Annotated in this window: 25 protein-coding genes and 1 pseudogene; 15 read left to right on the top strand and 11 right to left on the bottom strand. The window is 70.5% G+C overall.

Annotated elements, in window-relative coordinates:
• The first annotated feature begins 372 nt into the window (after positions 1 to 372).
• On the top strand, positions 373 to 540 hold the full coding sequence (locus ACZ3UD_RS35560; RefSeq protein WP_465597528.1) for a hypothetical protein: 168 nt from the start codon (positions 373 to 375) through the stop codon (positions 538 to 540).
• Between the two features lie 284 nt (positions 541 to 824).
• Here the strand turns inward: ACZ3UD_RS35560 and pspAA are convergent, their stop codons facing one another.
• Positions 825 to 1,103: a PspA-associated protein PspAA gene (gene pspAA, locus ACZ3UD_RS35555; protein WP_465597525.1), complete on the bottom strand. Its 279-nt coding sequence runs from the start codon at positions 1,101 to 1,103 to the stop codon at positions 825 to 827.
• Positions 1,104 to 1,717: 614 nt separating this feature from the next.
• On the opposite strand from pspAA, the gene ACZ3UD_RS35550 reads away from it, so the two are divergent.
• The 3 genes from ACZ3UD_RS35550 to ACZ3UD_RS35540 all read left to right on the top strand — a co-directional run bounded on the left by ACZ3UD_RS35550 (position 1,718) and on the right by ACZ3UD_RS35540 (position 5,807).
• Positions 1,718 to 2,479 carry an SDR family oxidoreductase gene (locus ACZ3UD_RS35550; protein ID WP_465597522.1) on the top strand — a complete coding sequence of 254 codons (762 nt, stop codon included), beginning with the start codon at positions 1,718 to 1,720 and terminating at the stop codon, positions 2,477 to 2,479.
• A 452-nt stretch (positions 2,480 to 2,931) separates the two neighbouring features.
• Positions 2,932 to 3,150, top strand: coding sequence for a hypothetical protein (locus ACZ3UD_RS35545; protein WP_465597519.1), 219 nt, complete (start codon positions 2,932 to 2,934; stop codon positions 3,148 to 3,150).
• A gap of 254 nt (positions 3,151 to 3,404) precedes the next feature.
• Complete coding sequence (locus ACZ3UD_RS35540) at positions 3,405 to 5,807, top strand: SpoIIE family protein phosphatase (protein ID WP_465597516.1); 2,403 nt, start codon at positions 3,405 to 3,407, stop codon at positions 5,805 to 5,807.
• Positions 5,808 to 5,984: 177 nt separating this feature from the next.
• On the opposite strand, the gene ACZ3UD_RS35535 is transcribed toward ACZ3UD_RS35540, so the two are convergent.
• Both ACZ3UD_RS35535 and ACZ3UD_RS35530 read right to left on the bottom strand, forming a co-directional pair.
• Positions 5,985 to 6,923: a hypothetical protein gene (locus ACZ3UD_RS35535; protein WP_465597513.1), complete on the bottom strand. Its 939-nt coding sequence runs from the start codon at positions 6,921 to 6,923 to the stop codon at positions 5,985 to 5,987.
• Positions 6,924 to 6,929: 6 nt separating this feature from the next.
• Entirely contained in the window at positions 6,930 to 7,103 is a 174-nt protein-coding gene (locus tag ACZ3UD_RS35530) for a hypothetical protein (protein ID WP_465597510.1), read from the bottom strand.
• A gap of 310 nt (positions 7,104 to 7,413) precedes the next feature.
• Between ACZ3UD_RS35530 and ACZ3UD_RS35525 the strand changes: the two genes are divergently transcribed.
• The gene (locus tag ACZ3UD_RS35525) at positions 7,414 to 8,409 is read left to right on the top strand and encodes a hypothetical protein (RefSeq protein ID WP_465597507.1); all 996 of its coding nucleotides are present in this window, start codon (positions 7,414 to 7,416) and stop codon (positions 8,407 to 8,409) included.
• Between the two features lie 330 nt (positions 8,410 to 8,739).
• On the opposite strand, the gene ACZ3UD_RS35520 is transcribed toward ACZ3UD_RS35525, so the two are convergent.
• Positions 8,740 to 9,162 carry a hypothetical protein gene (locus tag ACZ3UD_RS35520; RefSeq protein WP_465597504.1) on the bottom strand — a complete coding sequence of 141 codons (423 nt, stop codon included), beginning with the start codon at positions 9,160 to 9,162 and terminating at the stop codon, positions 8,740 to 8,742.
• A 581-nt stretch (positions 9,163 to 9,743) separates the two neighbouring features.
• Here ACZ3UD_RS35520 and ACZ3UD_RS35515 point away from each other — a divergent pair.
• From ACZ3UD_RS35515 to ACZ3UD_RS35500, 4 genes are all read left to right on the top strand, one after another.
• Positions 9,744 to 10,265 (top strand): hypothetical protein, encoded by a 522-nt coding sequence (locus ACZ3UD_RS35515; RefSeq protein WP_465597501.1) that lies wholly within the window; start codon positions 9,744 to 9,746, stop codon positions 10,263 to 10,265.
• A 400-nt stretch (positions 10,266 to 10,665) separates the two neighbouring features.
• Positions 10,666 to 11,175 carry a hypothetical protein gene (locus tag ACZ3UD_RS35510; protein WP_465597498.1) on the top strand — a complete coding sequence of 170 codons (510 nt, stop codon included), beginning with the start codon at positions 10,666 to 10,668 and terminating at the stop codon, positions 11,173 to 11,175.
• A complete protein-coding gene (locus ACZ3UD_RS35505) occupies positions 11,160 to 12,596 on the top strand; it encodes a replication-relaxation family protein (protein WP_465597495.1) in 1,437 nt (478 codons plus the stop codon). Before ACZ3UD_RS35510 ends, ACZ3UD_RS35505 begins: the two co-directional genes overlap by 16 nt.
• A 180-nt stretch (positions 12,597 to 12,776) precedes the next feature.
• The gene (locus tag ACZ3UD_RS35500) at positions 12,777 to 13,316 is read left to right on the top strand and encodes a GNAT family N-acetyltransferase (RefSeq protein ID WP_465597492.1); all 540 of its coding nucleotides are present in this window, start codon (positions 12,777 to 12,779) and stop codon (positions 13,314 to 13,316) included.
• A gap of 312 nt (positions 13,317 to 13,628) precedes the next feature.
• Here the strand turns inward: ACZ3UD_RS35500 and ACZ3UD_RS35495 are convergent, their stop codons facing one another.
• The 5 genes from ACZ3UD_RS35495 to ACZ3UD_RS35475 form a co-directional block, all read right to left on the bottom strand.
• A complete protein-coding gene (locus tag ACZ3UD_RS35495; RefSeq protein WP_465597489.1) occupies positions 13,629 to 14,339 on the bottom strand; it encodes a hypothetical protein in 711 nt (236 codons plus the stop codon).
• On the bottom strand, positions 14,279 to 14,635 hold the full coding sequence (locus ACZ3UD_RS35490) for a hypothetical protein (RefSeq protein WP_465597486.1): 357 nt from the start codon (positions 14,633 to 14,635) through the stop codon (positions 14,279 to 14,281). The genes ACZ3UD_RS35495 and ACZ3UD_RS35490 overlap by 61 nt, the downstream gene beginning before the upstream one ends.
• Before the next feature lie 479 nt (positions 14,636 to 15,114).
• Positions 15,115 to 15,249 (bottom strand): hypothetical protein, encoded by a 135-nt coding sequence (locus ACZ3UD_RS35485; protein ID WP_465597483.1) that lies wholly within the window; start codon positions 15,247 to 15,249, stop codon positions 15,115 to 15,117.
• Between the two features lie 41 nt (positions 15,250 to 15,290).
• A complete protein-coding gene (locus tag ACZ3UD_RS35480) occupies positions 15,291 to 16,193 on the bottom strand; it encodes an IS3 family transposase (protein ID WP_465597480.1) in 903 nt (300 codons plus the stop codon).
• A gap of 5 nt (positions 16,194 to 16,198) precedes the next feature.
• Positions 16,199 to 16,474: a transposase gene (locus tag ACZ3UD_RS35475; protein WP_465597531.1), complete on the bottom strand. Its 276-nt coding sequence runs from the start codon at positions 16,472 to 16,474 to the stop codon at positions 16,199 to 16,201.
• A gap of 425 nt (positions 16,475 to 16,899) precedes the next feature.
• On the opposite strand from ACZ3UD_RS35475, the gene ACZ3UD_RS35470 reads away from it, so the two are divergent.
• From ACZ3UD_RS35470 to ACZ3UD_RS35460, 3 genes are all read left to right on the top strand, one after another.
• Positions 16,900 to 17,997: a hypothetical protein gene (locus ACZ3UD_RS35470; RefSeq protein ID WP_465597477.1), complete on the top strand. Its 1,098-nt coding sequence runs from the start codon at positions 16,900 to 16,902 to the stop codon at positions 17,995 to 17,997.
• Between the two features lie 346 nt (positions 17,998 to 18,343).
• Positions 18,344 to 19,306: a hypothetical protein gene (locus ACZ3UD_RS35465; RefSeq protein WP_465597475.1), complete on the top strand. Its 963-nt coding sequence runs from the start codon at positions 18,344 to 18,346 to the stop codon at positions 19,304 to 19,306.
• Entirely contained in the window at positions 19,303 to 19,428 is a 126-nt protein-coding gene (locus ACZ3UD_RS35460; RefSeq protein ID WP_465597472.1) for a hypothetical protein, read from the top strand. The genes ACZ3UD_RS35465 and ACZ3UD_RS35460 overlap by 4 nt, the downstream gene beginning before the upstream one ends.
• Positions 19,429 to 19,448: 20 nt before the next feature.
• Here the strand turns inward: ACZ3UD_RS35460 and ACZ3UD_RS35455 are convergent, their stop codons facing one another.
• The gene (locus ACZ3UD_RS35455; protein WP_465597470.1) at positions 19,449 to 19,673 is read right to left on the bottom strand and encodes a hypothetical protein; all 225 of its coding nucleotides are present in this window, start codon (positions 19,671 to 19,673) and stop codon (positions 19,449 to 19,451) included.
• Positions 19,674 to 20,187: 514 nt separating this feature from the next.
• Between ACZ3UD_RS35455 and ACZ3UD_RS35450 the strand changes: the two genes are divergently transcribed.
• Together ACZ3UD_RS35450 and ACZ3UD_RS35445 are read left to right on the top strand one after the other, a co-directional pair.
• A complete protein-coding gene (locus tag ACZ3UD_RS35450) occupies positions 20,188 to 21,939 on the top strand; it encodes a replication-relaxation family protein (protein ID WP_465597467.1) in 1,752 nt (583 codons plus the stop codon).
• Positions 21,940 to 21,945: 6 nt separating this feature from the next.
• Positions 21,946 to 22,162: pseudogene (locus ACZ3UD_RS35445) on the top strand (IS6 family transposase); the annotation flags it as partial.
• A gap of 250 nt (positions 22,163 to 22,412) precedes the next feature.
• Here the strand turns inward: ACZ3UD_RS35445 and ACZ3UD_RS35440 are convergent.
• On the bottom strand, positions 22,413 to 24,860 hold the full coding sequence (locus ACZ3UD_RS35440) for a tetratricopeptide repeat protein (protein WP_465597465.1): 2,448 nt from the start codon (positions 24,858 to 24,860) through the stop codon (positions 22,413 to 22,415).
• Between the two features lie 345 nt (positions 24,861 to 25,205).
• On the opposite strand from ACZ3UD_RS35440, the gene ACZ3UD_RS35435 reads away from it, so the two are divergent.
• On the top strand, positions 25,206 to 25,406 hold the full coding sequence (locus ACZ3UD_RS35435) for a PH domain-containing protein (protein ID WP_465597462.1): 201 nt from the start codon (positions 25,206 to 25,208) through the stop codon (positions 25,404 to 25,406).
• Positions 25,407 to 26,173 lie beyond the last annotated feature (767 nt).

Below are 26,173 nucleotides of genomic sequence, written 5' to 3'. Positions count from 1 at the left end.
TGAACTCCCGCTACGGCAGCCCGAACGCCGCCTGGGCCTTCTGGCAGACCCACCACTGGTACTAAGCCGACCGTTCGGTCCCCCCACGCCTCGGGAGTCGGACAGGGGCCACCGGGGTGACCCACGAGGGCCTGTGCCCGCGCGAATGCGCGGACACAGGCCCTCCTGCCGTTTCCCCAGCAACCTCGGACGACGCGACCCGGGCCCACATGCACCCCCGGGGCCGACCGAGCGGGGGGTTGCCCCGGTCGACGGCGGGATTGCGTTCCAGGGGCCAGCCGCGGGCTTCGACGAGGCCGGTGGCGAAGTTCGGCGATCGCCCTGGTGGTGCGGCCGAGCTGGCCTGGGCGGTCACGCGGGAGGGAGCGGGGGGTGGTCGAGGTGGTGGCGGTGGTGGCCGTGTCCGGCCATTCCCTGGCCGGACACGGCAAGGGCGATTCCGCCCAGCGCGCCGGCTGCGGTCTTGACGATGCTGCGCATTTCGGTGTGCTCCTCACGGGATTCGTCAGCGGCCTGATGGGCCGCTGGTGCCACCCATGAGACACCGCCGCCGACCCGGCTGGCAGGACGGCCGCTCGTCTTGACAACTTCCTTTGGGAGAAGTGGTGTTGGGCCATCATGGGCGGTAGCTGCCACTCAAGGGCTGCCGAACCACCACGGCTCGGCCGAGCCCCGGGGAACTGGCCGAGCGCCGGGTCGTACTGCCGCCCCCCGCCCAGAAGCGAGCAGGACCTGTACCAGGACCTGTTCGCCTGCTCCACGAGGAGCCCTGCCCATGGTGGAAGCGCCCAGCGTGAGCCGGTGGCGGACGGCCGGCTGTCGGGTCAGCCGGGGATGAGCCCTTCGTCGCCGAGCATCTCGCGGACCTCCTCCAGGGACGCGTCGGGCGAGGGCAGGATCAGTTCGGAGGGCTCCAGGGCGTCGTCGGGCAAGGCGGTGCCGAGGCGGCGCACTGCGTCCAGGAGGGCTCCCAGGGACCTCCTGAACCCTTCTTCGTCACCGCTCTCCATCTCCGCCAGCAGCTCGTCGTCGAGAGCGTTCAGTTCGGCGAAGTGCGAGTCGGCCAGCCTTACCTGGCCCTCGCCCATGATGCGCACGATCACGGTGGTCTCCCATCTGCGAGTGGGGCTCCTGCCGGAGTGGCTGGAGCGCTGCCCCCATCCCATCGCTCTTCCACCGGCGACGCCGGCGCGATCGGCGTGTGGCGGACGCCCCTCACCCGTATGAGCGCCCCAATGCGACCTGTTGGCTTTCCGGGGCGTGGAACGGCCTTGGACCGTGTGTTGTCCGGACCTGCGCTGGGGTGCATCGCGAGGCCGTTTTGTTGCTCTGACCAGGTGTTATGTGGACCGGAGGGGCCTCGGTGGGCGTGTTGCGCCTGTCGTGTCGCACGGGCCGCCGTCCGGTTCGCCGGCCGCGGCCGTTCCCCACCGCCGTGCCGCCCGCCGCCGCGCGCTGGTCGTCGGCCAGGCCGCGCTCGTGCCCTGCCGCTGCACCTTGGTGGCGCCGTCCGGGCCGGGCCTGGGGCCCCGGGCCGGGCCTGTTCCGGCCGTCCTGCTGCGCCGTCCCGTGCCGCGCCGCACCCGATTCCGCCGGGCCGTCATCATCGGTGTCGCGGTCGACCTGTGCGGCTGTGCGGGAGGCGGTCCGAGGCCGTCTGATGCAGGCTGGCAGCACGGGTGTCCCGGGTGCGGACGCCGGAAGGGCGGGCAACTCCGTGGCCGAAAGCGACGTGGCGCTGTCGGGGTGTGTCGCGCTGGTGACGGGTGCGTCCAGCGGTATCGGGGCTGCCACTGCCCTGGCGCTGGCCCGGGAGGGGGCGGCGGTGGCGCTGGTGGCCCGCAGCACCGAAAGGCTGGAGGAGCTGGCAGCCGCGATCCGGGGCCATGGCGGCTCGTGCGCCGTCATCAGCGCCGATCTGCGTGACACCGTACGGGCCCGGGACACCGTCGAGGAGGTCGCCGAGCGCTTGGGGCGGCTGGACGTGCTGGTGAACAACGCCGGTTACGTTGCGATGGGGGCCGTCGAGGAGGTCGGCGCCGAGGAGGTCGACCGGATGGTCGACCTCAACCTGACGGCTGTCCTGCACCTGTCGCAGGCGGCGCTGCCGCATCTGCTGCGTGCTGCGGCGGGCGGCCCGCGTAAGGTCGCCGACCTGGTCAACGTCAGCTCGGCCGCGGGCCGTGTGGTGCGCCGCGGCAACGGCGTCTACTCGGCGACGAAGCACGCGGTGTGCGCGTTCAGCGAGGTCCTGCGCCAGGAGGTGACCCGGCGCGGTGTCCGGGTGGGCGTGATCGAGCCGGGGCTGACCTCGACGCATATGGCGACCGGGCCCGGACTCGCCGCGGCCCGCGGCATGGCACAGGAGTCCTGGCTGCGGGCGGAGGACATCGCCCGCTCCATCGTCTTCATGGTCACCCAGCCGCCGCACGCCGCGATCAACGAGATCATGGTGCGCCCGACGGCCCAGGAGCACTGAACTCCACCCCGCGGCAGCTGGCCGGACGGCGTCCGCCGCCGCTCACGTACGCGTGGGCGCCAGCCGGGCCGAGGGGGCTGACCCAGGCGAGAGGTCTCGGTGTTCAGCGCGATCAAGTACCCGGCCGTCGGGGCTCCGGTGCTGATGGCCGAGGTCGACCGCTCCACCACTCGGTCAACGCCCCCGACGCCGAGACCCACCCGCTCGCCGCGCACCACCTCCACGTCGAGCAGGCGCTCACGGCGAGCGGCCTGCCGTGCACCTTCCCGCGCCCGGACGCCTTCGCCAGCGACACCCTCGGCCGGGCGCACCGGATCTCCCGAGACCTGCCGGTCCAACTCGCCTACCCCGACGCGCACATCGCGCCCATCCACCCCGACGACATCGCCGACGTCGCCGACGTCGCCGTTGAGGCGTTCCCCGGGACGGCCGTCCGGGGCCTCGCGGTCACGTTGACCGACGCTCGGTCGCTCACCTTCCGCGAACAACTCGCCACCCTGGCCGAGGTCCTGGGTCGTGAGGTCGCCGTCGAGACCATCACCCGGGCCGAGGCCGAGCAGCAGATGGGCCGCTTCATGCCGACGGTGATCGCCGGCTCCCTGCTCGGCCTCTGGGCCGCCCCATCGGCTACTGGCTCAACCGCGCCGACCGGGCCCGCACCGGCTACATGAACGGCATGCCGGTCGAGTTCGGCCTCACCCGCCTCGCAGACGAGCCCTCGCAGCGAGGGCCGCCGCCCACGACGGGTTGCCGCGCGTCGATCGGCTGCCGCCTGCCCTCCTGTCGGCAGGGGCTCCTCGACCGCAGCCCTCCTGGCCCGCGGCCAGGGGCCCGCAGAACCTCCCGGGCGTGCGCAGCCCCGGGCGCCGATAATGGTGGCTGGCTCCAGGTGGTGATTCCACCGCCCGGGAGGAGGCGGACGAGCATGGGCGACGATCACGCGGGCGGCCTTCCCCTCGGTGTCCTGGCAGCCGCCGTGCTCGACGACCAGGGCACGGTGCTGTGGTGCTCCCGAGCGGCGGCGGACCTGGTCGGCCGTCCAGCCGGCGACATCCGCGGCCGCCCGCTTCGGGAACTGCTCGTCGGGGTGCCAGGCCCGCCGAGCGGCGCCGCGAAGGACGAGGCCGACGCCTCGCGGGAGCCCTGGCCCTGCGCCGGGCGGGCGCGGTTGCTTCACCGGTCCGGCCACCCGGTGGACATCGCCTACCAGGCGATGCGGATGGCGGCGCCGGACGGCCTGCTCGTTCTGGCGTCGCGCACCCGGGACGTGACCGAACGGGAACAGGGAGTGTCGATCCTGCGCGCGTTGTTCTCCCAGGACAGGGTCGGTGTCGGAATCCAGGACACGGACCTGACCGTCGTACGGACCAACGTCACCCCCGCGATGTTCGGCGGGCCCGCGGTACCGCCCGGTAGCCGGCTTCAGGAGGTGATGGGCGCCGAGGACGCGGACGCCCTCGAGGTGGCGCTGCGTCAGGTGCTGGAGTCCGGCCAGCCGCTGGTCGGCTGGCAGCGCTGGATGCACTCGCCGCTCGTCCCCGGGCGGGAGTTCGCCTTCTCCCTGAGCGCCTTCCGGATGGCGGACGCGCGCGGGCACCCGGTCGGCGTGCTCAGCACGTTCACCGATACCACCGAGCAGCAGCGTGCCCGCCGGCACCTGGATGTGATCCACGAGGCCACCGCTCGCATCGGCGGCTCCCTGGACGTTCGCCGCACCGCACAGGAGCTGGCGGACGTGCTCGTGCCCGCCCTCGGGGACCTGGTGGTGGTGGATCTCGCCGAGGCCGTGCTGGACGGTGACGAGCCCCCGATGTGGCAGGGCGGCGGAGATCTCCACCTCCGGCGAGTCGCCGTGGCCTCGGCCGCCGGGCCGTGGCCGGCCGATCTGATCCAGCCGGGTGCGGCCATTCCCCGGTATCCCGACATTCCCGAACTCCGCGACTTCCAACGCGGCAGGCCGGTCGTCATGGACCGCGACGCGGTGACCGCGGCGTTCCGTGACACCCGACTGGTCGAGCTGATCGTCCCGGAGCGCGCGCATTCGGGCGTGGGGGCGGCGTTGCTCGCTCGTGGCCTCGTCCTCGGCGGCATAACGATCTTCCGCACCGACCAGCCCGACCCCTACACCGAGGAAGAGGCGGAATTGCTCACCCAGATCGTCTCCAGGGCCGCGCTCGGTGTCGACAACGCCCGCCGCTACACCCGGGAGCACCGCGCGGCCGTCGCACTTCAGCAACGCCTGCTCCCACCGGCGACCACCGACACTCCGGCGGCCGAGACCGCCGGTGTCTACCTGCCCGCAGCGGGCGGGGCGGAGATCAGTGGCGACTGGTTCGACGCCATCCCGCTGCCCTCGCTACGGGTCGCGCTGGTCGTCGGGGACGTGTTCGGCCACGGTCTGCCCGCCACCGCCACCATGGGCCGCCTGCGCGCCGGCATCCAGACGCTCGCCGACCTCGATCTCGATCCCGAGGAACTCCTCACCCACGTCGACGGCCTGGTCCAACGCCTGGCCGCCGAGGCGCCAGCCGAACAGCAGGACGCGGCGGGCGCCACCTGCCTGTACGCCGTCTACGACCCGGTCGCCCGCCACTGCACGCTCGCCAGCGCAGGGCATCCACCACCCATCGTGGTACGGCCCGACGGCGCCACCTCGCTCGTCGACATCTCCCCGGGACCACCGCTGGGCGTCGGGGGCATGCCGTTCGAGACCACCACGATCGAACTGGAACCCGGCAGCGTCCTCGCGCTCTACACCGACGGCCTGATCGAACGCGACGGTCTCGACACCGACGTCGGGCTTCGCCGGCTGATGGACGCCCTCGCCGAATGCGGCCGCCCCGGGCATCCGCTGGACACCGACCGCGCCCTGCGCGCCAACCTCGGCGACCAGCCACCCCGCGACGACATCGCCCTGCTCCTGGCCCGCACCCGCGCCGTGCCGGCCGAGTCCACCGCGAACTGGGAGTTCCCGGCAGACCCGACGGTCGTCGCCGACGCGCGGGAGAGGACGACCCGTCAGCTGGCAACCTGGGGCCTGGACGAGCTGTCCTTCGTCACCGAGCTCCTCGTCAGCGAACTGGTCACCAACGCCATCCGGTACGCCGGCGGCCCGATCGTCCTGCGGCTGATCCTCGGGGACGTACTGGTCTGCGAGGTCAGCGACCCCAGCAACACCCACCCCCGCCTGCGCCGGGCCCACAGTACCGACGAGGGCGGCCGCGGCCTGTTCCTCATCGCCCAGCTCGCCTCCCGCTGGGGCAGCCGCTACGGCCGGCGCGGCAAGACCATCTGGGTCGAGCAGGTCCTCACCGCACCAGCCGCCTGACCGTGCGGGCGGCACGCGGCCGAGGGCCGCCGCCTGGGCCGTGCTGGTCGACGGCCGCTACCTCGTCGACTCCAACGCACCCGGCCGCCCGCTCTCCTGCGACACCGCCGACGACGCAGCCCTGATCGTCCTCCAGGCCCTGGAGCCGGGACTGAGCTTGGCGTTTGACCTCGCGGGTCACTCGGCCTGCTGAGATTCCCGGGAACCGGCGGCACGTGAGGCGGCCGTTCTCCACGCTTCGAGATGTCGAGTAACGAAGCACGAGAGAACGGCCGCTGCGTATGAGTCTCCCCGCCGACACGCCCGCAGGCGAAGCATTGGGTGTCTTGTCCCACTTTCGGGTCGAGTTCTACGAGTGTCTGTACAGCCGCGCTGACGTCCTCTTCGCGCTGCCTGGACCGGCAGGTTGGCAATACCACGCAGGTCCCAGACGTCCTCCTCGAAGCGCGGAGATCGGTGGCCTGGCCGGAGTGTCAAGCCGGCTTGGTGGCAGATGTCCGCGCCGGCGAACGGCGGCGGCTGCGGGAAGTTGCCGTGGGGGCCGGTGTAGGCGCCGAACAGCAACTGGTAGGCGATCACCACCTCCGGCGTTGGGAACAGCTCGGTGCGGGCTTCGGGAAGACCGGACCGCGTCCTCGCGCTCTCGGACGGCTGCCCCAGGAGACGGCCGGCCTCATCCCTGGTCAGCGGACCATGCTGCGACAGGAACCGCCGCAGATCGTTCGGTGACGGAGGCCAGGGACAACCAAGCGACAGGTCGGCGCCCTCCGCCGCCGCAGCCAACGCCGCCCGGTGGGAAGCGAAAGATCTGTCGGCCAGCGTGCGGCACGCTGTGATCAGCCGGTCCCATTCCGTCTCGCTGTAAGGAGCGAACGGCTGGGACTTCGGGCGGTGGAAGTGCCGGCGGCCGGCGACCATCTGCCGGACCTCCGGCCGCAGGCCCGAGGCCGCCGCGTCCCAGCTTTCGAGCATGCGCCGTGTTTCCGACTCCCGCTGAGCATCGGCGCCGAGCCAGTACTCGGCCAGCACGGAGCGCGTCAGCTGGCCCGCGCCGCCGGCGAAACCGGCGGCCTCAAGCGCCGTCATCCGCCGGACGGCGATAAAGAACTTCTCCACCGATCTTCAGGACCGCAGCGTGCCATGCGGATAGATCAGATCCACCACGCCCAGGAGGAGGTCCCGCGCCAACTCAGGGCAGGCGGACGTGCCCAGTGCCATGCCCGAGCGGTAGGAAAGGGTCCCGGACGGGAACGTGCAGGCGATGCCCAGAGGGCGCTCGACCAGCTGAGCGGTCACCAGCCCTCTCCTTCCTCGTTGGCGAACTCCTCGGCGACTTCCCGGGCGAGCTCATCTGGGTCCAGGAGGCCCCCTCTTCGCCGGCCGACCGGTAGGCGTCCTGGTAGACGCGGGTCATGTCCAGGCGCCGCAGATAGGATTCCGTCGTCCGTACGCTTGAGTGACCGAGCAGGTCACGCAGAACCATCAGCGGGTCGGCCTTGGCCAGGTAGAGAGCCAGAGCCGCGTCGGTGTCAGTCGCGGCCACCAGCTTCGCGGCTTGGCGGTAGTAGCCGCTGACCAGTAGCTCCAGAGTCCGAAGCGAGAAGCTGTGGCGGAGCCGGTGCGGATAGACATTCCGCCGCCCGCCGACCTCCCCGCCGACGGCCGGGCCGCCGAGCTGCTGGGGCTCGGCGAGGCGCTGCGTCGCCGCGACGAGCGTTTCCTCCGTCAGCTGGAGCGCGACGGCGACGGAGCCCTTGCCCGACAGGCCCTGGACGACCTCCTCCGCGCCGCCGACGGCCTGACCGGGCGCTATCGCGAGCTCGCCGAAGGGATCCTGGCCGCCCACCCCACCCAGCACGGTGCGCCCTGCGATGCCGCCCCAGCGCTCGCCGTTTCTCCCCGGGGAGAAATACGGCCCGGCCCGGCGGCCACACAGGGCGCCGCCGAGGAGGAGCCCGGCCTTCTGCTCTCCGACCGGACTACGGCGCCCGTCACCGAATCACCCGCCGCTCCGCCCCGGGGAGAAACCCCGGCGCCTGCGGAACCGTCCCTGGCCGACCGGCAGGCCGGGCAGGGAGCCGGCGAAACTCCCCGGGGAGAAACGGCGCCCCTCGGCGCGAGCTTCGACCCGGCTCCCGTTGTGCCCCGGGGAGAAACCGGGACGCCCGCAGAACCGGCCCCGGCCGACGGGGACAGACTGCGCGACCTCGTCGACCGGCGCCTGGCCCAGCAGAGCACACCCGGCCCCGCTCCGGCAGCGCCCACGACCCCGAAGCCGCCGGTCGCCGAGGTCACGGTCCCGCCTGACCCGATGCTGCGCCGACTGCCGACGACCGATGTCTCCGTCGCCCTGGACCCGCGTGTGTTCGGCGACTGGTGGTCGTTGGCGGGATGGACGGTCAACCCTGACGTCTACCCGGTCCTTGGCGAGGGCCACCAGGTCGGCTGGGTCGAGCGCGGCCTGCCTGGCCTCGGCGACCGCTGGGGGGCGGTGCACGAGGGCTACTTCATGGGCGACATGAACACCCAGGAGGCCGCCCTGCACGACACCCCCGAGCAGGCCGCCTTTACCGTCCGCACTGCCTACTTGCAGAACCTCTGACGGTCCGGCGGCCGTGATCCCACAAACCGGGAGAACAAGGCCCTTGACCAGGGCAATCCGGGCGGGACAAGGGGGTGGCGGGCAGTGTCAGCGGAGCTCGGGTGCCGGGGCGCCGGGCCACCGCGCCGAGCCAGGCCTCCTGCTGACGGAAGGCCGCCTTGATGACCGCCAGTGTTGTTGCCACGCCCGGTCCGGATGACGGCGACCAGGGCGCCGGCCCCGCTCGCTCAGCTCGGTGAAGGCCTCACCCGGCCGGGACAACCCTTCCGGCGCCGCCTCCGCCGGTACACCTCCACGCTTACGACGATCAGTAGGGGCGTGCGCGCCCGCCTATGCCGGGAAAATCTCGATGAACGTGTCCAAGCCGCTCGCCAGGTCGAGGGGTTGGAGATCGGCGTCGTAGTCGATCCACCACACGACTGGGGTCTGAGGTGCCAGTTCGTGCAGCACTGTGTAGATGACGGTCAGCGGCGCGGAGTGCGGCTCCCGGTCTTCGAAGGAGAACGCGCCGTGCCTGAGGTTGAACGACAGCTCAGCCCACTGGCCGGGCTCGATCTCGGCGTGGATCTCCAGGAAGTTTTCGAAGGCGCCGCTCACCGTGGCGGTCGGCCAATGCCTGCGCACGCAGTCCTTGACCTGCTCGCCGGTGAAGGTCCACGGTCCGGTCTGTTCGCGGTCGGCGCTGACGTAGAAAGTGGATCCCACGGGGTTGTTCTCGTTTCTCTCGGTGGTGCGGTTCGTGTCCCCGGTCACGGCTCGATGCGGACGTGTCCGGTGACAAAGTCGAAGACGCCGTCGGCGTTGTCCAGCCGGAACGGCGACTTGCAGCTCTTCTGCTGGCCGATGTACTTGGCGTCGATTGCCGGACCATCGCCCCTCCGAACCGCCCAGGTCTACCGCTGCTGCGGCCTGGCCGGCGTCGGGGACGTCCTCGTCGACCCAGCCAGGGCCACCGGCGGCACTCGCCACTGGGCCGACGCCGAGGACCGTGCGGGCCCCTCCTCACCCGTGCCGGTGGCCCACCGGCGCGACCGGTCCTCCCGGGGCGGCAACCGGACACCGAGGCCCGCGCCTGGGCGGTCGGCACACCCGGCGCCACCTTCCTGCGCCGCCTCGCACGCTGCGGCGCCCCGGTGCCGGGTCTGCTGACGCCGGGCTGAGAAGCCCTCCGGCCTGTTCGGGCGGCACACGGGCTGAATGAGCGAAGCCCTTCGCGGGTCGGTGTGGCGACGGTCGGAGCAATGCCCCCGGTCGGCATCCTTCTGGTGACCCGATCACCAGACGAGTGGGTGCCACCACGACGCACGCTCGCCCACCAGGTAAGGACAGCCGCAGTGAAGCCAGTCGGGAAGATCAGCGCCCTGTGCGCCGCCGTCGCCGTAGCCGCTCTCCTGGGCGGTACCCCCGCCCACGCCCAGGGCGACGGAGGGCTGCTCGGCCTCGGCCTGCTCAACACGCCTTCCATCACCCTCGCGTGCTTCCCCTCGGGACAGGTGGGCCAGGGCAACACCTCGACCGGCACCCAGAACGTCGGCTGCAGTCAGTCCGCTTCCGCCACGGGCACCACGCCGTCCGGCAACAACGGCCTGACCGGCCGCCAGGTCGTGAACTCGAATGCCACCGGCGGGCCTGGAGAACTCGTCGAAGCATCCGTGAGGTGCCCGGCGGGGACGGTGGTCACGGGCGGTGGTTTTGCCACGGAGTTCGACTCCTCCTGGGACATCAAGGTTTCCACTGTCGTGGAATTTCCCGTGACCCCGGGGGGCGGCGACGGCGGGTGGGCAGCGGTCGCCAGGAACACCGGCACCGGAAACCAGACGCTCTACGTCTACGCGGTCTGCTTCCCGGGGTCCTGACCCACAGGCGGCACCGCCGCCCGCCGGCCGCCGCTAGGCGGCCGTCAAGCCCCCGGCCCGGACGACGGTCCAGGACGTCCTGGAGCCCGCGGCGACCTGCAACTGCCCGCACTGCGACCAGCCGATCACGATCGTCGCCCTGCTCACCACCCCAGAAGCCGTCCGAACTGCCCCCGCTGCGACGAGTTCCCGGATTCGTACAGCGGACCCACCGTCAACCACTGAGCCCCGCCGACCACCGGTCAGCGGGGCCCACGCACGCGCTCTCTGATCCCCGCCCTCCCCGCTTATTTGACTTGGTCAAGCAAGTGGGGAACCCGATCGTACTTGAGGAATTTCGCGAACCCTCGGCGCGGTGATCGTCCACTACGGCATCTACTGATCCGACAAACCGCCGTGCGTGTGGGGTTTCTCCTGGCAGGCTGCCAGGAGAAACCCCACACGCCAGGAAGGACAGCAGCGTGTTCCGCATCCCGCCGGGAGCCGACCAGCCCAGGCACTGCGTTCCCACTCACGACGAGACGTTGCGCGAGTTCGGCCGACCCGTCGCCGCGTCGCCCGTCCGGAGCCTGGATGGACGATCCTGCTCGGCCGCGAAGGAATTGACGGCTACCTGACCGACATCGACCTGGACTACGCCCACCAACGCACCTACCGCATCCGCGTGCGCACCACCCGGCCGGCACCGGAGCACTTCAGGGTCAAGCCGCACACACGCCTGGAGGACGTCCTCAACAACACGATCTCCAACTTCAGGGACGAGGGCGAACTCGACCCCCTCGCATCAACCGAGGCGCTCCTGAACTCCGCCCCCGCCACATCAGGAGAAGCGGTGCTGCGCCTCGACGGCCAGGAAACGGATCCACCGGCCCGCTGCGCCACGAGATCCTCCAGGTGCTCGGCGTCCTGAAGGCCGCCACCGTCAAGCAGATCTGGCAGCTGGCCGCCCCGCACCACGAGTTCCCGAACACCGTGGCCAGCGCGCTGCGGGACATGGAGCTGAAGGACAGCCGGCTGACCGAGAAGCGGGGCACGCTCGGCGGCCCGCCGAAGAAGGAGAAGGTCTCGCTGGCCGAAGCGCGGGCCGCCCGGGCCGCCGCGCCGAAGCGGGGCAAGCTGGTCCCGGCGAAGGGCGCCAACGCGGGGATCTGGGGCCTGACCGAGCTCGGCCTGGACGCCGCCGCCGCGACCCTGCCGGTAGGCCGGAAGATGGGCAGCCGGGCCCGCTCGCTGGGACGCGGCGGCGGCGCCCCGCACGCGATGGCGGTCAACGACACCATCGTCGCGTTCACCGGGGCGAACACCCCGGGCGGCCCGATCGGCGAAATCGCCGACTGGACCACCGAGGACTCCCACCCCCTGCCCGCAGGCCGCCAGCAGATCGCCGACGCGGTCCTGATCGCCCCGGCCGACGGCGTGCCCGTGCTCCTGGTGGAAGTCGACCTCCACAACGGCGACAACGCCAAGAGCGCCCGCAAGTTCGACGGCTACGCCGAGTACTTCGCCCTCACCTACAAAGACCCCAACCACGAGGGCCACCCCTCCGCCGCGAAGAAACTGCCGACCTGGCGCCGCAAATACCCCACCGCCCCGCCCAAGACGCTGCCGCCGATCGCGCTCGTCCTGGCCGGCGCCGGACCCCGCGCCCTGAACAACACCATCAACGAGGTCCAGGACCTCGCCGCCCGGCACTGGCAGCCCCGCGGCGACTTCGACTTCACCGGCAAGATCCCGATCCTGGCCTGCCACCTCGAGGACCTGAAGGCCAAGGGCCCGCACGCGGCGATCTGGTGGCGCTTCGGCAGCCACCGGTGGCAGACCCTCGCCAACGCCCTGGCCAACACCGACTACCGCACCCGCTCCCGCGCCCGCATCGACGCCGAGAACAAGGCCGCCCAGGAAGAGAAGGAGCGGCGCCTGGAGGCCACCCGCTGCCCCGGCTGCAACCGCCGCGAAGACGAGTACGACTACAAGTACGGCGCCAGCGACGGCACCGAGCTCTGCACCGACTGCCAGCGCGAAGCCCGGGACACCGAGGAACGCAACCAGCTGCTCGCCGCCCGGGAAGCCAACGCGGCCATGCACCCCTGCTACACCTGCAAGGGCTCCATCGGCGGCGAACCCAATTCCATTCTCGAACTACGCGAGAAGGCCGACCCCGACCAGCTGGAGTGCCCCGCCTGCGACAGCAGGCGCCGCATGAACGGCCGCAAGCCGATCATCCTGCCCCTGCCCACAGGCCGCGAACGCCGACTCGCCAAGGCCGGCAAGCTCGACGACCCCTGGTGGGCACATCCGGCTACTCCACGTCGAGGAGCACCCAACCGCTGACGCAACGTCAGGTGACCTGCGACAGCGAAGGCGGGACGATTGTCACCGAAGTTGGGACAACGCTGGTTTGTGGCACCGGAGTTGGGACTGATCGGTCTCGTCGGTCGACGGGTCAGAAGCCGCTGCCGCTGTCGGTCGTCTGAGGCTTCTGCTCGGCGGGCGTGCGGTAGGTTGCCCGCCATGGCTGAACTCGGACCCGTCGCCTGGCCGCCCGCCCCGATCAGGACCGAAAGGCTCGTGCTCCGCGAGCCCGAGGCCCGGGACCGTGCGGCGTTCATCGAGCTGCTGGCGTCGCCAGAGGTGCATACCTACCTCGGCGGCCCCCGGCCGCGTGACGAGCTTGAGCGCGAGATGCCCGGGGCGCCCGAGCGGTGGCCTGGGAGTTTTGTCGTTGATCTCGACGGGGCGATGATCGGCCAGATCCTGCTCAGGAGAGCAACGGAGCACCGCCGCCCGGCTGCCGCGGGGAAGGCCGATCTCGGTTACCTGTTCCTGCCGGAGGCGTGGGGATGCGGGTACGCCGCCGAGGCGTGCGCGGCGGCACTCGACTGGTTCGACGGCGTCCTTCCCGGCGAGCCGGTGGTGCTCACCACCCAGACTGCCAACGTCGGCTCGATGCGCCTCGCGGTAAAGCTGGGGTTCACCGAGGTGGAGCGGTTTCAGGCCTGGGACGCCGAGCAGTGGCTCGGCTTGCGGTCCCCGGTCACGCCGTCCGCTTGAGCCCATGCTCGACAGCGCGGATCCAGGAGGCCACCGGTCGGTCGTCGGCCTCGGCGCGCCGCTTGCACCAGTGCTTCCCAACTTGGCTGTCACAAACCGGCGCTGTTCCCAACTCCGGTGACAATCGTCCCGCCTTCGCTGTCACAGGTCATCAGGGGTCGGAGCTGGTGTCCCTTGCCACCGAACCTTGACCGATTGCCACCGAAGGTTGACGGGTGGTGGTTTGTGTCAGCGAAGATTGACCGCCCAGGTCAGGACCGTCGAGTGGGCCTCCGTGGACACGGTAGATGTCACCGTCCCGTCTCCAGGTGGTCAGAGCAACAAGCAGCCCAGCCAGCTGGAGGGGAACCAGCCCTCCAGGGAGCGCAGTTCGGGTTGGGTGGCGGGATGGGTTGCCAGGATGGCCTGGCGCACCTCGCCGGCCCCGCTGAGGGTGCTCAGCCCGCCGCCGGCGCCGGCCAGCGTGATCGTGAGGCCGTCGCGCTGCAGGACGTATCGGTTCGCTCCGTCGGACCACAGGCCACCCGGCTCCGGCAGGCAGGGGGTGAAAGGGCTGGTGGTGAGATTCTCACCGTCCGCGGACAGCAGAGGGCGGCCGCAGGGGTCGCTGTAGCCTGGGGAGATCGTCTCGACCGCGGCCTTGTCGAAGCCGTTGCCGAGTCCGCCGCTGCCGGCGTAGATGTCCGCCTGGTCACTGAGCACGAAGACCGCCCGATGCCCATCCCAACTGATCCCGGTGACCAGCACATCCGCCGAGAGGACCGGCTGCATCAGGGACCGGGACGGGATACCGGCCCCGCGCAGCAGGTCCTGGACCCCCACCTCCCGCTGCATCGCCCGCAGCGGGAACGCGAGCACGAACACGCCCAGCAGCGTGCCGACGGCCGCCAGCAGGGCGGTGCGTGAGCGCAGCACCACGGCGCCGGCCAGGGCGAAGGACGGGAGGGCGAACACCAGCACGCTCAGCAGGCCCGGGCGGCAGCAGGAGGGCCAGCCCGTGGGAGCGGCGAGGTCGAGCGCCATCGGCGCGGGTGCCAGCAGCCAGCACCACCGGGGGCGGACGGCCGCAGGGCGTGGACACTGACGAAGTACGCGGGTATGACGACCGCGAGCGTCACCACCAGGTGCAGGATCCCGAGGACGCGCCCGCCGGGCTCGAAGTGCTGGACGGCGCTGCCGACGGCCACCGAGATCAACGACGGCAGGGCGCAGGCCGCACCGAGGGTGACGACCTGCCAGCGCCGGTTCGAGGTCGGACGAACCGGTGCGCGCCCCTGCGCTGTGACCGCGTACGGATTGTGCGGTTCGACCGCGGCCATCGCTTCCCCCTGGCGTTCGGTGCCTTCGAGCCATCAGTGGGACGAGTGCGTGCCGATCTTGGTTGCGGCAGGCGGGCGGGCGTACCGCGAAGTCTCGAGAATTCCCTGGCTCGTTCCGCCGAGCGCCTGGCGGCCGTCCTGCGTCGGAAGGTCGTATCCCGTGGTTCCAACTACCTACCGTCCGTGCGGGTCGCCGGCACGCCGCGCGGCGACTTGTCCCGTCTCATCGAGCACGTCATGTGGATGCGCATTGACCAGCGAGTTGCCAGGTCTGGGTGAGACACGGGTAGCGGGCAGATGAGTATGAGGTCGGGGGCGGGATCCGGCGGGATCGGTTGTCTCATCGATCTTGACGGGCGTGTGGGCTCTGACCTGCGGCGCGCCAGCTCAGTTGAGACGCCGGCGGGGGGATTCTCGCCGAGCATGGCCATTTCGGGAAGTGAATCAGGGTTTGCGTGACCGATGACAATCGCGGGGCACTACGCACACGGCCGGTAGTAATTCTCGCCCTCTGGAGTGACCTCACGAAGGAAGGTCAACGCCTCGCGGTCGATGCCAAGGGCAGCCAACAGCAAGTCCAAGGCCGCCTCCTGGTCGTGCTGAGCCTTGGCCACCCAGACATTGAAGTTCCCCCCTGATCTTGGACAGCGGGTTCTTACGCTGCGGGGGTGAAGTCGTGCTGCAGCTTCGCTCGGGTTTCGAGTGGGGTGAGGTACCCGAACTCGGGGTGCTTCCGGAGCCTGGTGCGGTTGTACTCGACCTCGATGAAGCGGAAGACGTCGGCACGGGCCGCTTCGCGGCTCTCCCAGACGGTGGTGCCGATCTCCGCTTTCAGCAAGCCGAAGAAGCTCTCAGCTGCGGCGTTATCGTAACATATGCCGGTTCGTCCCATGCTCTGCCTCAGGTTCAACTTCCTGGCCTCCCGGCGGAATTCGCCCGAGGTGTACTCGCTACCGCGGTCGGTGTGCATGATGCGGCCGGGCTTCAGCCCGCCGCGGCCGGCGGCCATCTTCAGAGCATCGGTGACCGACTCGGCGCGGTGGTGGTCGGCCATTGCGGAGCCGACGACCTCGCGGGTTGCCAGGTCGATGACCGTCGCCAGGTACCACCAGCCCTCGATCGTCGGAAGATACGTGATGTCTCCGACGAGCTTCGTGCCGGGCCGCTCGGTGGTGAAGTCGCGGCCGATCAGGTCCGGGGCTGGGGCCGCCTTGGAGTCCTGCTTCGTCAGATGCCGGCGCTTGCGGCGGGTGATCCCTCGGATGTCGCGCTCGCGCGTGATCCGCTCGACCTTCTTCCGATTGATTGCATGGCCCTTGCGCCGAAGCGTGGCATGCACGCGCGGGGCGCCGTAGGCTCCGCGTGAGGCGGCGTGTATCTCCCTTATCTCCTCGGCCAGTTCGTCCTCGGCCCGCTGCCGCTCTGCGGCGGCCGGTCGACCGGCGAGCCAGGCGTAATAGCTGGCGCGCGGGAGCTTCGGTACCCGGCACAACAGCGCGACGCTGTAGCCGTCGGGTCTGTCCTCGGCAGCCTTCTCCACGTTGATGAAGCGGCACAACGTGCCTACTTCATCGTCTCCTTCGCGAAGAAGGCCGCGGCTTTTTTCAAGATCTCGATGGTCTGCTGCTGTTCCCGGTTCTCCCTGCGCAGCCGCTGGAGCTCTTCCTTCTCCGCCGTGGTGAGCGCGCCGGGCGCTCCCTCTCCCCGGTCGGTCCGGTCCTGCTTGACCCAGCCCCGCAGCCCCTCGGGGCTCACTTCGAGTTCCCGGGCGATCTCGGTGACGTTCCGATGCGGAGGACCGGACGAGCGCGACCGCGTCCCGCTTGAACTCGGGTGTATACCGCTTGCTCATGTTGCTCTTGCCGCTCACTACTGGACTGCTTCCTCCGGGACTCAACCGTCCCAGTATCAGGCTGTCCAGCTCAGCGGGGGAACTTCAGCCGGCGGTGAGTTCCGCCCCGGCGCCTGGTGAGTTTCGCCCCGCTGAAACTCCCCGTCGCAGGTCAGAGCCTGTGCGATCCCCGTCGCACCCTGCGAGCCCGTACCTGTCCGGCTGTCCTGCAGAACGGTCGCCGGTTGCAGCGCTGCACGCTGGTGGCGCTGCAACCGGCTGCTACCCGCGCAGCGCTGCACGCTGCTACCCGAGCAGCGCGGTGCAGCGCTGCGAGCCCTTGTTCCGGTGGCCGGCCGCTGGGATTCGCCCCGCTGCCGGGTGCGGGGCGAAACCCGTCCGGGGTGCTGACCTTGACGGCTACGATCCCGGAATGGACAGCGCCCCGCCGAACGCCACCGACCAACCGGCCGACGGGGCGAACCAGGCCCGGGTATGCGCCCGGCCCGACTGCCCGAACCCGGTCCCGGCGGCCCGCACCAGGCCGCGCCTCTACTGCTCCCGCTCGTGCCGCAGCAAGGTCGACCGCGCCAAGGCCAAGGCCCGCGAAGCAGCAGCGGCCGAGGCCGCTGCACCCGCCGTTGCTGCTGCACCCGAGCCGGCTGCTGTACCCGCTGCTGCTGCACCCAAGCCGGCTGCTGCACGAGACCTTGCTGCACCCGCTGCTGCTGCACCTGTGGCCGCCGTCCCGGCCGACGACGATGACCGCTGGGGCGAGGACGGCCGCTACCTGCTCAGCCTGGCCGACGCGCTGCGCCGCAAGCTCACCCGCTTCCTGGAGGACACCGAGAACGGCGACCCGGTCGCAGCCTTCAAGGAACTGGCGCTGCGGCTGCCCGGCTACAGCTCCCGTGTCTACGCCACCGCGCAAGACATCCGGGACAAGGCCCGCTGGCCCGACCTCACCCACTCCGAACGCGTCACCAAACGGATGCTGGAGCGCATCGACCTGTGGGGCGACCAGGTCGACGACGACCAGGACCAGGACGACGACGGTTCCGCCTCACGGGGCGAAACCCCGGACGTCGGCGAGGACCAGGAGCAGCCCGCCCCGCCCGCGCCGACCACCACCGCCGAACCAGCCCCGCCCGCCGCGCCGGTCATCCTCCCGCGCCAGCAGGACGACGACCCGCTGCGCCCGCCGCCGGTGCCGTACCTGCGCGGCCTGGGCCGCTACGACCTGATCCACAACGCCGGAACGCTCCTTGGCTCCGGCTGGGACCTGGTCGGCTGGAGCCGGGCACCCGGCCTGTTCTACGTCCGCAAGGATGGCCGCGCGCTTGGCTGGATCGAGCACGGCGCCGGCCGCGTGAACGGCTGGGCCGTCCTGGTCGCGGGCACCTTCCTCGTCGACTCCAACGCCCCCGACCGCCCGCTCGCCCGCGACACCGCCGACGACGCCGCCCTGCTCGTCCGCCAGGCCCTGGACCAGGGCCTGATCGACGTCACTGGAGCCCGGCAGCCCACCTGACCGCCCGCATCTCGTGAGCCGTCCCGTCGGCCGTCTGGCCGGTCGTCCGGTGAAGGCTCGGCCCAGCCCTGCTGACAGTCGCGTGATCACGACCTTGGAAAACCTGTGGTAGTGGTACCAAACCGCCCGTGGTTGGTTTCTGAAGTGTCAATGATCATTTGATGGCGTTCTGCATAGTGCCAGCTTGCCGTAGGCGGATCTGACAGCAGGAGAGAAAACTGCCCTCATACATGGCGTCATAGCTCTCATAGGTCCTCATAGGACCCAGCCGAGGGCGGCCCTGGCGGGTCGGCGGTCCGGTTTATGAACTTACGAACGGGCCTCGCGCTGGCCCAAACTGACTTTCATGCACCGCACATCCACCACCGTCTCCGCCCCGATGCCGGTCCACGGCGCCGTGCTGCCGCAGGCGGACACCATCGAGCTGCTGCTCCAGCAGTCCAAGCGCCGAACCGAGACGGTGCCGATACGACGCGCGTTCGTACAGGACACCGAGGACGTGGCGGCCCTGATCCAGAAGCCCGGACCGCTCCACCAGCTGGTCCGCCACGAGAAGGCGCTGGACCTCCTCCTGCTTCTCTACATGGTGACCAGCGGCGGCGACTTCGGCGCGGTCGAGCGCGCCGAAACCTGGGGACGGGCCACCGGCCTGACCTTCGAGACCAACGGATCAGCCGGCTCGGCGGTCTCCCGTCTGTGGAACCGGCTGGCCGCGCTCAACCTGGTGGCCCGCGGTACACGCGGCCGGCTCGCCAAGGTGACCAAGCTGCAGGAAGACGGCAGCGGCCTGCCGTACACGATTCCGTCCGGCGGCGAGAAGGGACTGCGCAAGGACGTGTACTTCCGCCTCCCCTTCGACTACTGGCGCGACGGGCTACACAAGCGCCTCGACATGGCGGGCAAGGTCGTGCTGCTGATCGGCATGAGCCTGCGTCAGCCGAAGTTCTCGTTGCCGCAGACCTCGACCTTCGCTGGCTATTACGGGATCTCCGAGGCGACGCTTCGCCGGGGCATCGCCACGCTGATCAAGGAGGAGGTGCTCACCAAGACCGGCACCGAGCCCTACCCGACCAACGAGACGGTCACCGGCTGGGGCGAGCGGATCCTGTACGCCTTCAACCCGCCCTATGACCTGAACGTGAACAACAAGGACAAGGCCGCCATGGAGGCGGCCGCAGACCAAACGGCTGAGGCACCTACCCTCGCAGGCCCCAGCCCGTCCCCCTGGCACGTCCCGCCGAGGGCACCTGCCCGGCCGGGGCCCGAAGCCGAATCGGTCTCTCAGACGGAAGGAGGTGAAGAGAAATGAGCCCGAAGAACCGCTCGCAGTTGCTGAACGTCGCCAACATGCGCGGCGCAGTCGTCGCCGCCGTCATCGGCGGAGTGATCACTGGCCTGATGTTCGACGGACTCCACTACCTGATCGGCTGACCCACGGCCTAGGAACCCGGTCAAAAGATCACGTAGTGAAGTCCGTCCCACGGCCCCGTCCCGCCAGGGGCGGGGCCGTCACCATCTCCATCATGCAGCAAGCCAAGAACTGCGGGCAGAAGGAAGAGGACGATCGTTTGCTCTTCCTTCATCCCGCAGTGCCTCGCAGCCACCCGCACCCCACCACCCACGCCGCCGAACTCGCTGGCCCGGCTGCGCCCGGCGCTGGAGCCGACGGTCTCCATGCTGGGCACGCTGCGGGCCTGAGACGGTGCCAGAACGGCCGTAGCGGCGTGCGGCGGGCCCAACGCGGGTAGCGTTCTGCGTGGCCGTCCAGAGCCGCTGTGAGCCGCCGCCAGGGCAGGCAGCGCGTCCGGCGGGGCGGTACAAATCCCCGGGTGTCTCCCCGGGGGCTTCCCCGGGGGGCTTCCCTTCCAAGGGTTTCGACATTCCCGCAGGCCAGGGCCCAAAATCGAGGCCGCCAAGCTTGCCGACAACCCTTTCCCTCCCCTTCCTGTCCTTGGCTTGTGGTGTTGGTGGTTGGCGGTTGGGTGGGGCGGTACGGTCCCGCGTTCGCTCCTGGTCCGACGGGCCCTGTTGCCGCTCCAGGTCCGCTCTGCCCCTTCCCCTCGCGGCCGGGTGGCCGCGCGCCTCCCGATGGTCGGCGCTGGGTGGCCGGGGGCGGTGGGCGGCGGCCGGGTGTCGGTGCCGTGAGGTAGAGAGACAGGGGAAGATCAGCACCAGCGACGGGGAGCGGACATGCACGAGGACCAGGAGCACGCCCGAGACGACCAGCAGCCGCCGGCCCGGCCCGGCCGGGTCCACTTCCGCCGCTCCGCCCGCAACCCGAACGGCTCCTGGGGCCCAGTACGGGACGACGTCCTCGCCGTCCTCGGCGTCCTCAAGATCGCCACCTACAAGCAGCTGCACGCCCTGATCGCGGGCGGCACCGACGACCGCGAACACAACCGCACCGAGCACGTTGCCGAAGCCGTCCGCGACCTGGAGAAGCAAAAGCTCGTCGAGTCACGCGGCACCACCCGCCCGCCCAGCCGCAAACCCACCGACAAAACCGCCGGCTCCAAACCACAGCCCGGCGGCCCCGGCGCGGAGAAGATCTGGGGCCTCACCCCGCTCGGCCTGCTCGCCGCCGCCGAAGCCCTCGAAGACGACCGCGACATGGGCGGCAACGCCCGCGGCGCCGGCCAAACCGGCGCCCGCCACGCCATGCTCGTCAACGAGATCATCATCACCGCCGTCACCGGCACCACCACCCACGACGCCCCACCCCGCGAACACCAACGCCAGGCCCCACCCCGCCGCGCCCTGCCCTGCGGCCCGCTGCCCGGCGGCCTCGACGACTGGGCCACCGAAGTCGCCCACACCATCACCGGCAAACAGACCGTCATCCCCGACGCCGTCCTTCGCGCGCCGGAGCTCGGCATCCCGGTCCTCTTCCTGGAACTGGACCGGGGCACGAAGACGGACGTGCGCCAGGTCGCCGCCAAGCTCGACAACGACAAGCGCTGGTTCGACAAGACCGTCCAGGACGGCGGCCACGAGCGGCCCCTGTTCGGGGTGACGTACGGCTCGCTGAAACCGCCCAGCTACGGCTACCGCCACGAAGAGGTCGTCCGCCCGCCCGTCCTCTTCGTCCTCGACCAGGGCGACAAGCTCGGCCGGCCCCGCTACACCCCCGAACGCCTGCACCAGCGTCTCAAGGACCTGCGCGCCGCCACCGAGGACCACTGGCGCGGTCGGCGCGGGGAAGACGAGGGCGTCGTCTACTCCACCTTCGAGGGCAAGATCCCCGTCCTCGGCACCACCATGGAGCGCCTGCGCCGTCACGGCTTCCTCGGCCCCGTCTGGTGGCGCTTCGGCCGAGGCGAGTGGCAGACCCTCACCGACGCCCTCAACGACGAACCTGACTGGGACCTCATCGACCAACGCCGCAAGGCCCGCGAGGACCAGGAGCAAGCCGAGGCACACCGGGCAGAGAAGGCCAAGCAGGACGCCGCCGACGCTAGGCAGCGCGCCCTGCTCCTCGCCGCCCGCGCCCACAACGACGCCCTCCACCCCTGCCACACTTGCAAGGGCCCTCTCGGCGGCGCCCACGACTCCGAGGACGAGCTGAACGAGAACGCCGACCCGGACCGCCTGGAATGCCCGCCCTGCGAACACCGGCGCCGCACCGCCAACGGACGGCCGATCATCCTCGAGCTGCCCACACCCCGCGCCCTGCGCCGGGCCGAGAAGAACGGACCGCCCCAGGACGACCCCTGGTGGCAGGTGCGCCTCCTCCACGCACAACGGTGGCCGAAGCAGACCAGAAGCAACGGAGAAACCCCCTTGATGATCGGCGGTTGGTTTTCGCTGGGGCTCGGCGTGGTTGTTCACCGGCCGGGGGTGGTGTGTTGTGGCTGGTGGCGGGCTGTTTCGGGGTGGGGTGTGGTGAACGGGTGGGGCCGGGAGCATGGTGAAGTGTTCCGCTGTATCGCGGTGAAAAGCTGACGCCGATCATCACAACCCACCCGCCAGCGTGAGAGGGCCATGAAGTACTTCCGCTCACCCGGCGCCGCCCAACGGTTCCTGTCCGCGTTCAGCGGCATCTCCCCCCATTTCCGACCCCGACGACACCTGATGGCCGCCACCGAATTACCGCCTCGAAATGACCTTCCGCTTCACCATCTGGGACCACATCACCCACAGCATCGGCCTGCCCGCCGCAGCCTGAACCAGGACCCGGAACCCGACCACACCACACCCTGGCGACCCGTCAGACGATCACCCGCCCGTCAACGTGACAACACCCTCAAGAAGGCCGCCAAGCACGGCCCGCCCGCCAACGACCCGTGGTGGACCGTCCGACTCATCCAAGCCAAACGCTGGCCCAAACAGGACTGGGACTCCGGAAACGTCCCCGAACTCTGGCCGAACGCCCGCGCCTGAAAATCCCCAGAAAGCGGCGTTCGTCTGTCAGTCGGCTACTCGTCCGGCTTCTCCAGAGCCTTCACTGCTTCGTTTTCAGCGCCGACCCTGCGGTAGGCCGCTGCCGACGCCTCACGAGCGGCCCGCACGTCGGCCGCTGGGCGGCCGGCCGCGAGCAGGGACTCGGCGAGCTCGTCCAGCGCCTTTGCCCGCCGGTACTGGTTGTTGGGTTCCTCGAACAAGGCGACGGCCTGCCTGCCGGCCTCTACGGCCAGCTCGGCCTCCCCAGCTTCCCGCAGCACGGTGCCGAGGTTGTTCCAGACGGTGGCTTCGCCGTGGTGGTCGCCGAGGTTCTGGTGTTGGGTGAGGGCGGTGCGGTGGGCCTGTTCGGCTTCCTCGTAGCGCCGCAGTTTCTCTAGTGCGAGGCCGAGGTTGTTCCAGGCGTTGGCTTCGCGGTGGTGGTCGCCGAGGTTCTGGTATTGGGTGAGGGCGGTGCGGTGGGCCTGTTCGGCTTCTTCGAAGCGCCGCAGCTCCGCCAGGACGAGGCCGAGGTTGTTCCAGACGGTGGCTTCGCGGTGGTGGTCGCCGAGGTTCTGGTATTGGGTGAGGGCGGTGCGGTGGGCCTGTTCGGCTTCTTCGAAGCGCCGCAGCTCTTCCAGCCCAGTGCCGAGGTTGCCCCAGGCGATCGCTTCTCCGGGCAGGTCGTGGCTGTCGCGTGCTGCGGTGAGGGCGACTTCGGCGACCTCCAGACGGCTTTCGAGGCGGCGGCGCAGGCCGAGGTAGGGGCCTAGGTAGGAGGAGAGGGCTTGGGTGATGTCGTGGTGGCCGGCGGTGTGGGCGGTGTGGACGGCGGCGATGAGGTTGGCGTGTTCCGCGTCCAGCCAGGCCAGCGCGTCCGCGCGGCCGGTGAACCGCCGCCCCCGGCCGTCTTCGGCGCGTGCCGGATCCACATGTGCATTCGCGTCTCGTGCCGTGAGGGTGTAGCGCTCCAGGAGTCGGCGCAGGGCGGTGGCGGTGTGGGCGGGGTGGCAGCGGGCTTGTTCGGTGGCGTAGGCGCGGACGAGGTCGTGCATGCGCCAGCGTCCGGTTTCGGGGTCCTGGCGGATCAGGCTGGCCTTGGAGAGGGCGATCAGCCGGGCCCGGATGTCTTTGAGTTTGCCGATGTCGGTGAACGCTGCGGCGGTCTCGGTGGACAGGTCGGGGCCGGGGTTGACGGCGAGGAGGCGGAACAGCTCGGCGTGGGTGGGGGCCAGCCGCTGGTAGGAGCGCTCGAGGACGGTCCGTACCGCCCGGTCCCCGTCCTCCAGCAGGTCGAGCCGCTCGCCGAGGTCCTCCAGGTACTCGGCGAGCCGGCCCGGCTTGAGGCTCCGTTCGGCCACGAGCTGGGCGGTGGCGACCTGCAACGCGAGTGGCAGGTACCCGCACAGCTCGGCGACCCTGGCCACCCCTTCGGGATCAGCGGCGATCCGCCTGTCCTTGGGAAGCGTGAGACGCAGCGCGGTGTCCATCACAGCGACGGCCCGCCCGGGAGTGAGGACGTCGAGGTCGACCAGACGCGCGCCCAGAGTAGTGGCGAAGTCGTCACGGGAAGTAACCAGAAGCCGGTGCGGCCCGCCCGCCGGGACCAGATGCTGCACCTGCCCGGCGGCGCAGGCGTTGTCCGCCAGGACCAGGACGCGCTCCCCGGCCCGGGTACGCGTGGCGAGCTGCGCGCGGTAGAGGGCCGCGCGTTGGTCGACGTCGGGCGGGATCCGCTCGGGGTCCGTGCCGAGGTAGCGCAGCGCGGTGTCCAGGGCCTGTCCGGCGTCGAGGGCGGTGTCGTCGTAGCCGTGCAGGTCGAGGAAGAGCACACCGGTGAACAGGCCCCGCCTGATTGCCTCGTGCCCGACGGCCAGGCCGAGCGTGGTCTTGCCCATGCCGCCCATTCCGAGTACGGACGCCACCACCACGGTCTCCGCGGCCGCTCCGCCGTCCCCGGCCGCCGGATTCAGGAGGGTCAGCAAGTCCTCCAACTCCTTCTCCCGGCCGATGAACCCGGCCGGGACGGCCCGGGGCGGAGCCAACGGCACCAGCACCACCCCGGCCACTTCAGGCACCGCCCCAGCGGCTCCCAACGCCTCCCCGGCAGGGCCGGGCTCGCCCGAAGACCCAGGGGCATGGATGTTCCTGTTGTTGTCGAATTCATCGAGGGTATCGACAAGATCTCCATGCATTTTGCGCCAGTGGAAGATATCTCCCAAAGGCTCTTCCAAAGGGAAGCCTTCCGCCTCGGAATGGGCCTTGCACGCGCTGAAGAAGGCGGACACCCTGTCCCATGACGGGATCCGGAAGACGCCGCCCTTCCCCTCCAGCAGCTCACTGATGACGCTGGTGTTCAGGACCCGACCGGACACCTTGACCAACTGCGGGCCGGTGGGGTTGCCGGCCCGGGCCTGCAACCGCTTCAACTGGCGCGCGAATTCGCGCAGCGCCTGCTGTGCCTGTGGGCTGTGTCCTGGCGCCATCGAGGCTCCCCTGCCTGTCCGTCTGCCTGCGCCGTCGGCCGTGTACGCGTGGATCCCGCGCGCAGGGCCAGGGCGTGTCCGTCCCCTGGTCCACGGACCGGCGGCCGCGCCGGTGGCCCTGGTGGTGTCTGGGCGTCTGGCAGCGGTCCGCGGTTGTCCGTGGCGGTCCGTGATCGTCCGCCGGACCGGCTTCTCACCCTAGTGCCCACCTGCGTCGACGTGGGCTGGTTCCGGAACGGTCCAGCTGTATCCGCAGATCGGCTCCAGGTCCTTTCGGCCCGGGATCGTGGTGGTCAAGCCGGCCGGCTGACCCGCACTCACCACGACCCGCAAGGGGAGGACCTGATGTCTCGCAAACAGCAGCACACCCGGAACAACAAGACCCCGCGCACCGCAGTGGTCCCCGAGCAGCCGACCGCACCCCACCAGGGGGACCCGGCCCCCGGCGAACAGCTCATCGGGCAGATCGCCCGCGGCGCCGCCTCCGGTGCCGTCCGCTCCGTCACCGACTGGATCATTGAGCAGATCAGCGAGCACCTCAGCTGACCAGCCGTCCTCGGGGGGCCGGCGTTCACCACCAGGCACCGGACCCCCGAGGACGGCCTCAGCAAGGGCCACCCCTCGTACCGCCAGGAAGAGAAGGGGACGACCGCCAGGCCGACGACGCGCTGCACTCCGGCCCAGGCCGTCCGCGCCAAGGCCGCGGCTCTCATTGCCGGCGGCGACCACGCGGCCGCCTGAACCACCGCTCAGAAACAGGAATAGACCTGAAATTCCCCGATGATTCAGGGCTCTTTCCCCACATCCCACCGGATCCGCGCCGGGGATGCGGCAGGATTTCCTGACAGCCGACCTCTGATACACGCCAGCCGGGGATTTCCGGCCACTCCGACGGCCCTCATCCCGTGCGATTTTCTCGGGATGAGGGCCCCAGTTCCGGCAGGATCCTCCAACACTGGCACTCCGATACACAGGATGGGTTCCGAGTCCTGGCTCTACACAGAGCATCACCTGACAGGCCGACCGGCCCCCACCTCATTTTCATGCTCCGTCACCACCCGCAGGGGGTCACCGAACCAGGCCCCCTCCTCCCGGCCAGCCTGCCCCGGAGCGCAGCGGAGGGGCTTTCACCTGGGCTGGAGCGCAGCGGAAGCCCAGGTGGGGCATGGAGCGGAGCGGAGTGCCCCAGGCCTCGCGCAGCGAGGCCAGCCTGACCGAAGGTCAGGCCACGGACACGCGGAGCGGGTCCGTCGACCGGCCGAAGGCCGGTCGCGAACGGAGGGCCGAAGGCCCGTAGGGACCCGCTCCGCGGG

The sequence above is a fragment of the Kitasatospora sp. NPDC023118 genome, assembly GCF_055560875.1.
Note: the sequence above shows the minus strand (reverse complement) of the source record. Positions and strands in the feature narration are given on the sequence as shown.

Coding starts and splice junctions, on each gene's coding strand:
- ACZ3UD_RS35440 (WP_465597465.1), bottom strand. CDS start 24,860: ATGGCGCCAGGACACAGCCCACAGGCACAGCAGGCGCTGCGCGAATTC.
- ACZ3UD_RS35490 (WP_465597486.1), bottom strand. CDS start 14,635: ATGGCCGCGGTCGAACCGCACAATCCGTACGCGGTCACAGCGCAGGGG.
- ACZ3UD_RS35540 (WP_465597516.1), top strand. CDS start 3,405: ATGGGCGACGATCACGCGGGCGGCCTTCCCCTCGGTGTCCTGGCAGCC.
- ACZ3UD_RS35470 (WP_465597477.1), top strand. CDS start 16,900: ATGGACAGCGCCCCGCCGAACGCCACCGACCAACCGGCCGACGGGGCG.
- ACZ3UD_RS35495 (WP_465597489.1), bottom strand. CDS start 14,339: ATGGCGCTCGACCTCGCCGCTCCCACGGGCTGGCCCTCCTGCTGCCGC.
- ACZ3UD_RS35500 (WP_465597492.1), top strand. CDS start 12,777: ATGGCTGAACTCGGACCCGTCGCCTGGCCGCCCGCCCCGATCAGGACC.
- ACZ3UD_RS35435 (WP_465597462.1), top strand. CDS start 25,206: ATGTCTCGCAAACAGCAGCACACCCGGAACAACAAGACCCCGCGCACC.
- ACZ3UD_RS35450 (WP_465597467.1), top strand. CDS start 20,188: ATGCACGAGGACCAGGAGCACGCCCGAGACGACCAGCAGCCGCCGGCC.
- ACZ3UD_RS35455 (WP_465597470.1), bottom strand. CDS start 19,673: ATGGAGACCGTCGGCTCCAGCGCCGGGCGCAGCCGGGCCAGCGAGTTC.
- ACZ3UD_RS35460 (WP_465597472.1), top strand. CDS start 19,303: ATGAGCCCGAAGAACCGCTCGCAGTTGCTGAACGTCGCCAACATGCGC.
- ACZ3UD_RS35465 (WP_465597475.1), top strand. CDS start 18,344: ATGCACCGCACATCCACCACCGTCTCCGCCCCGATGCCGGTCCACGGC.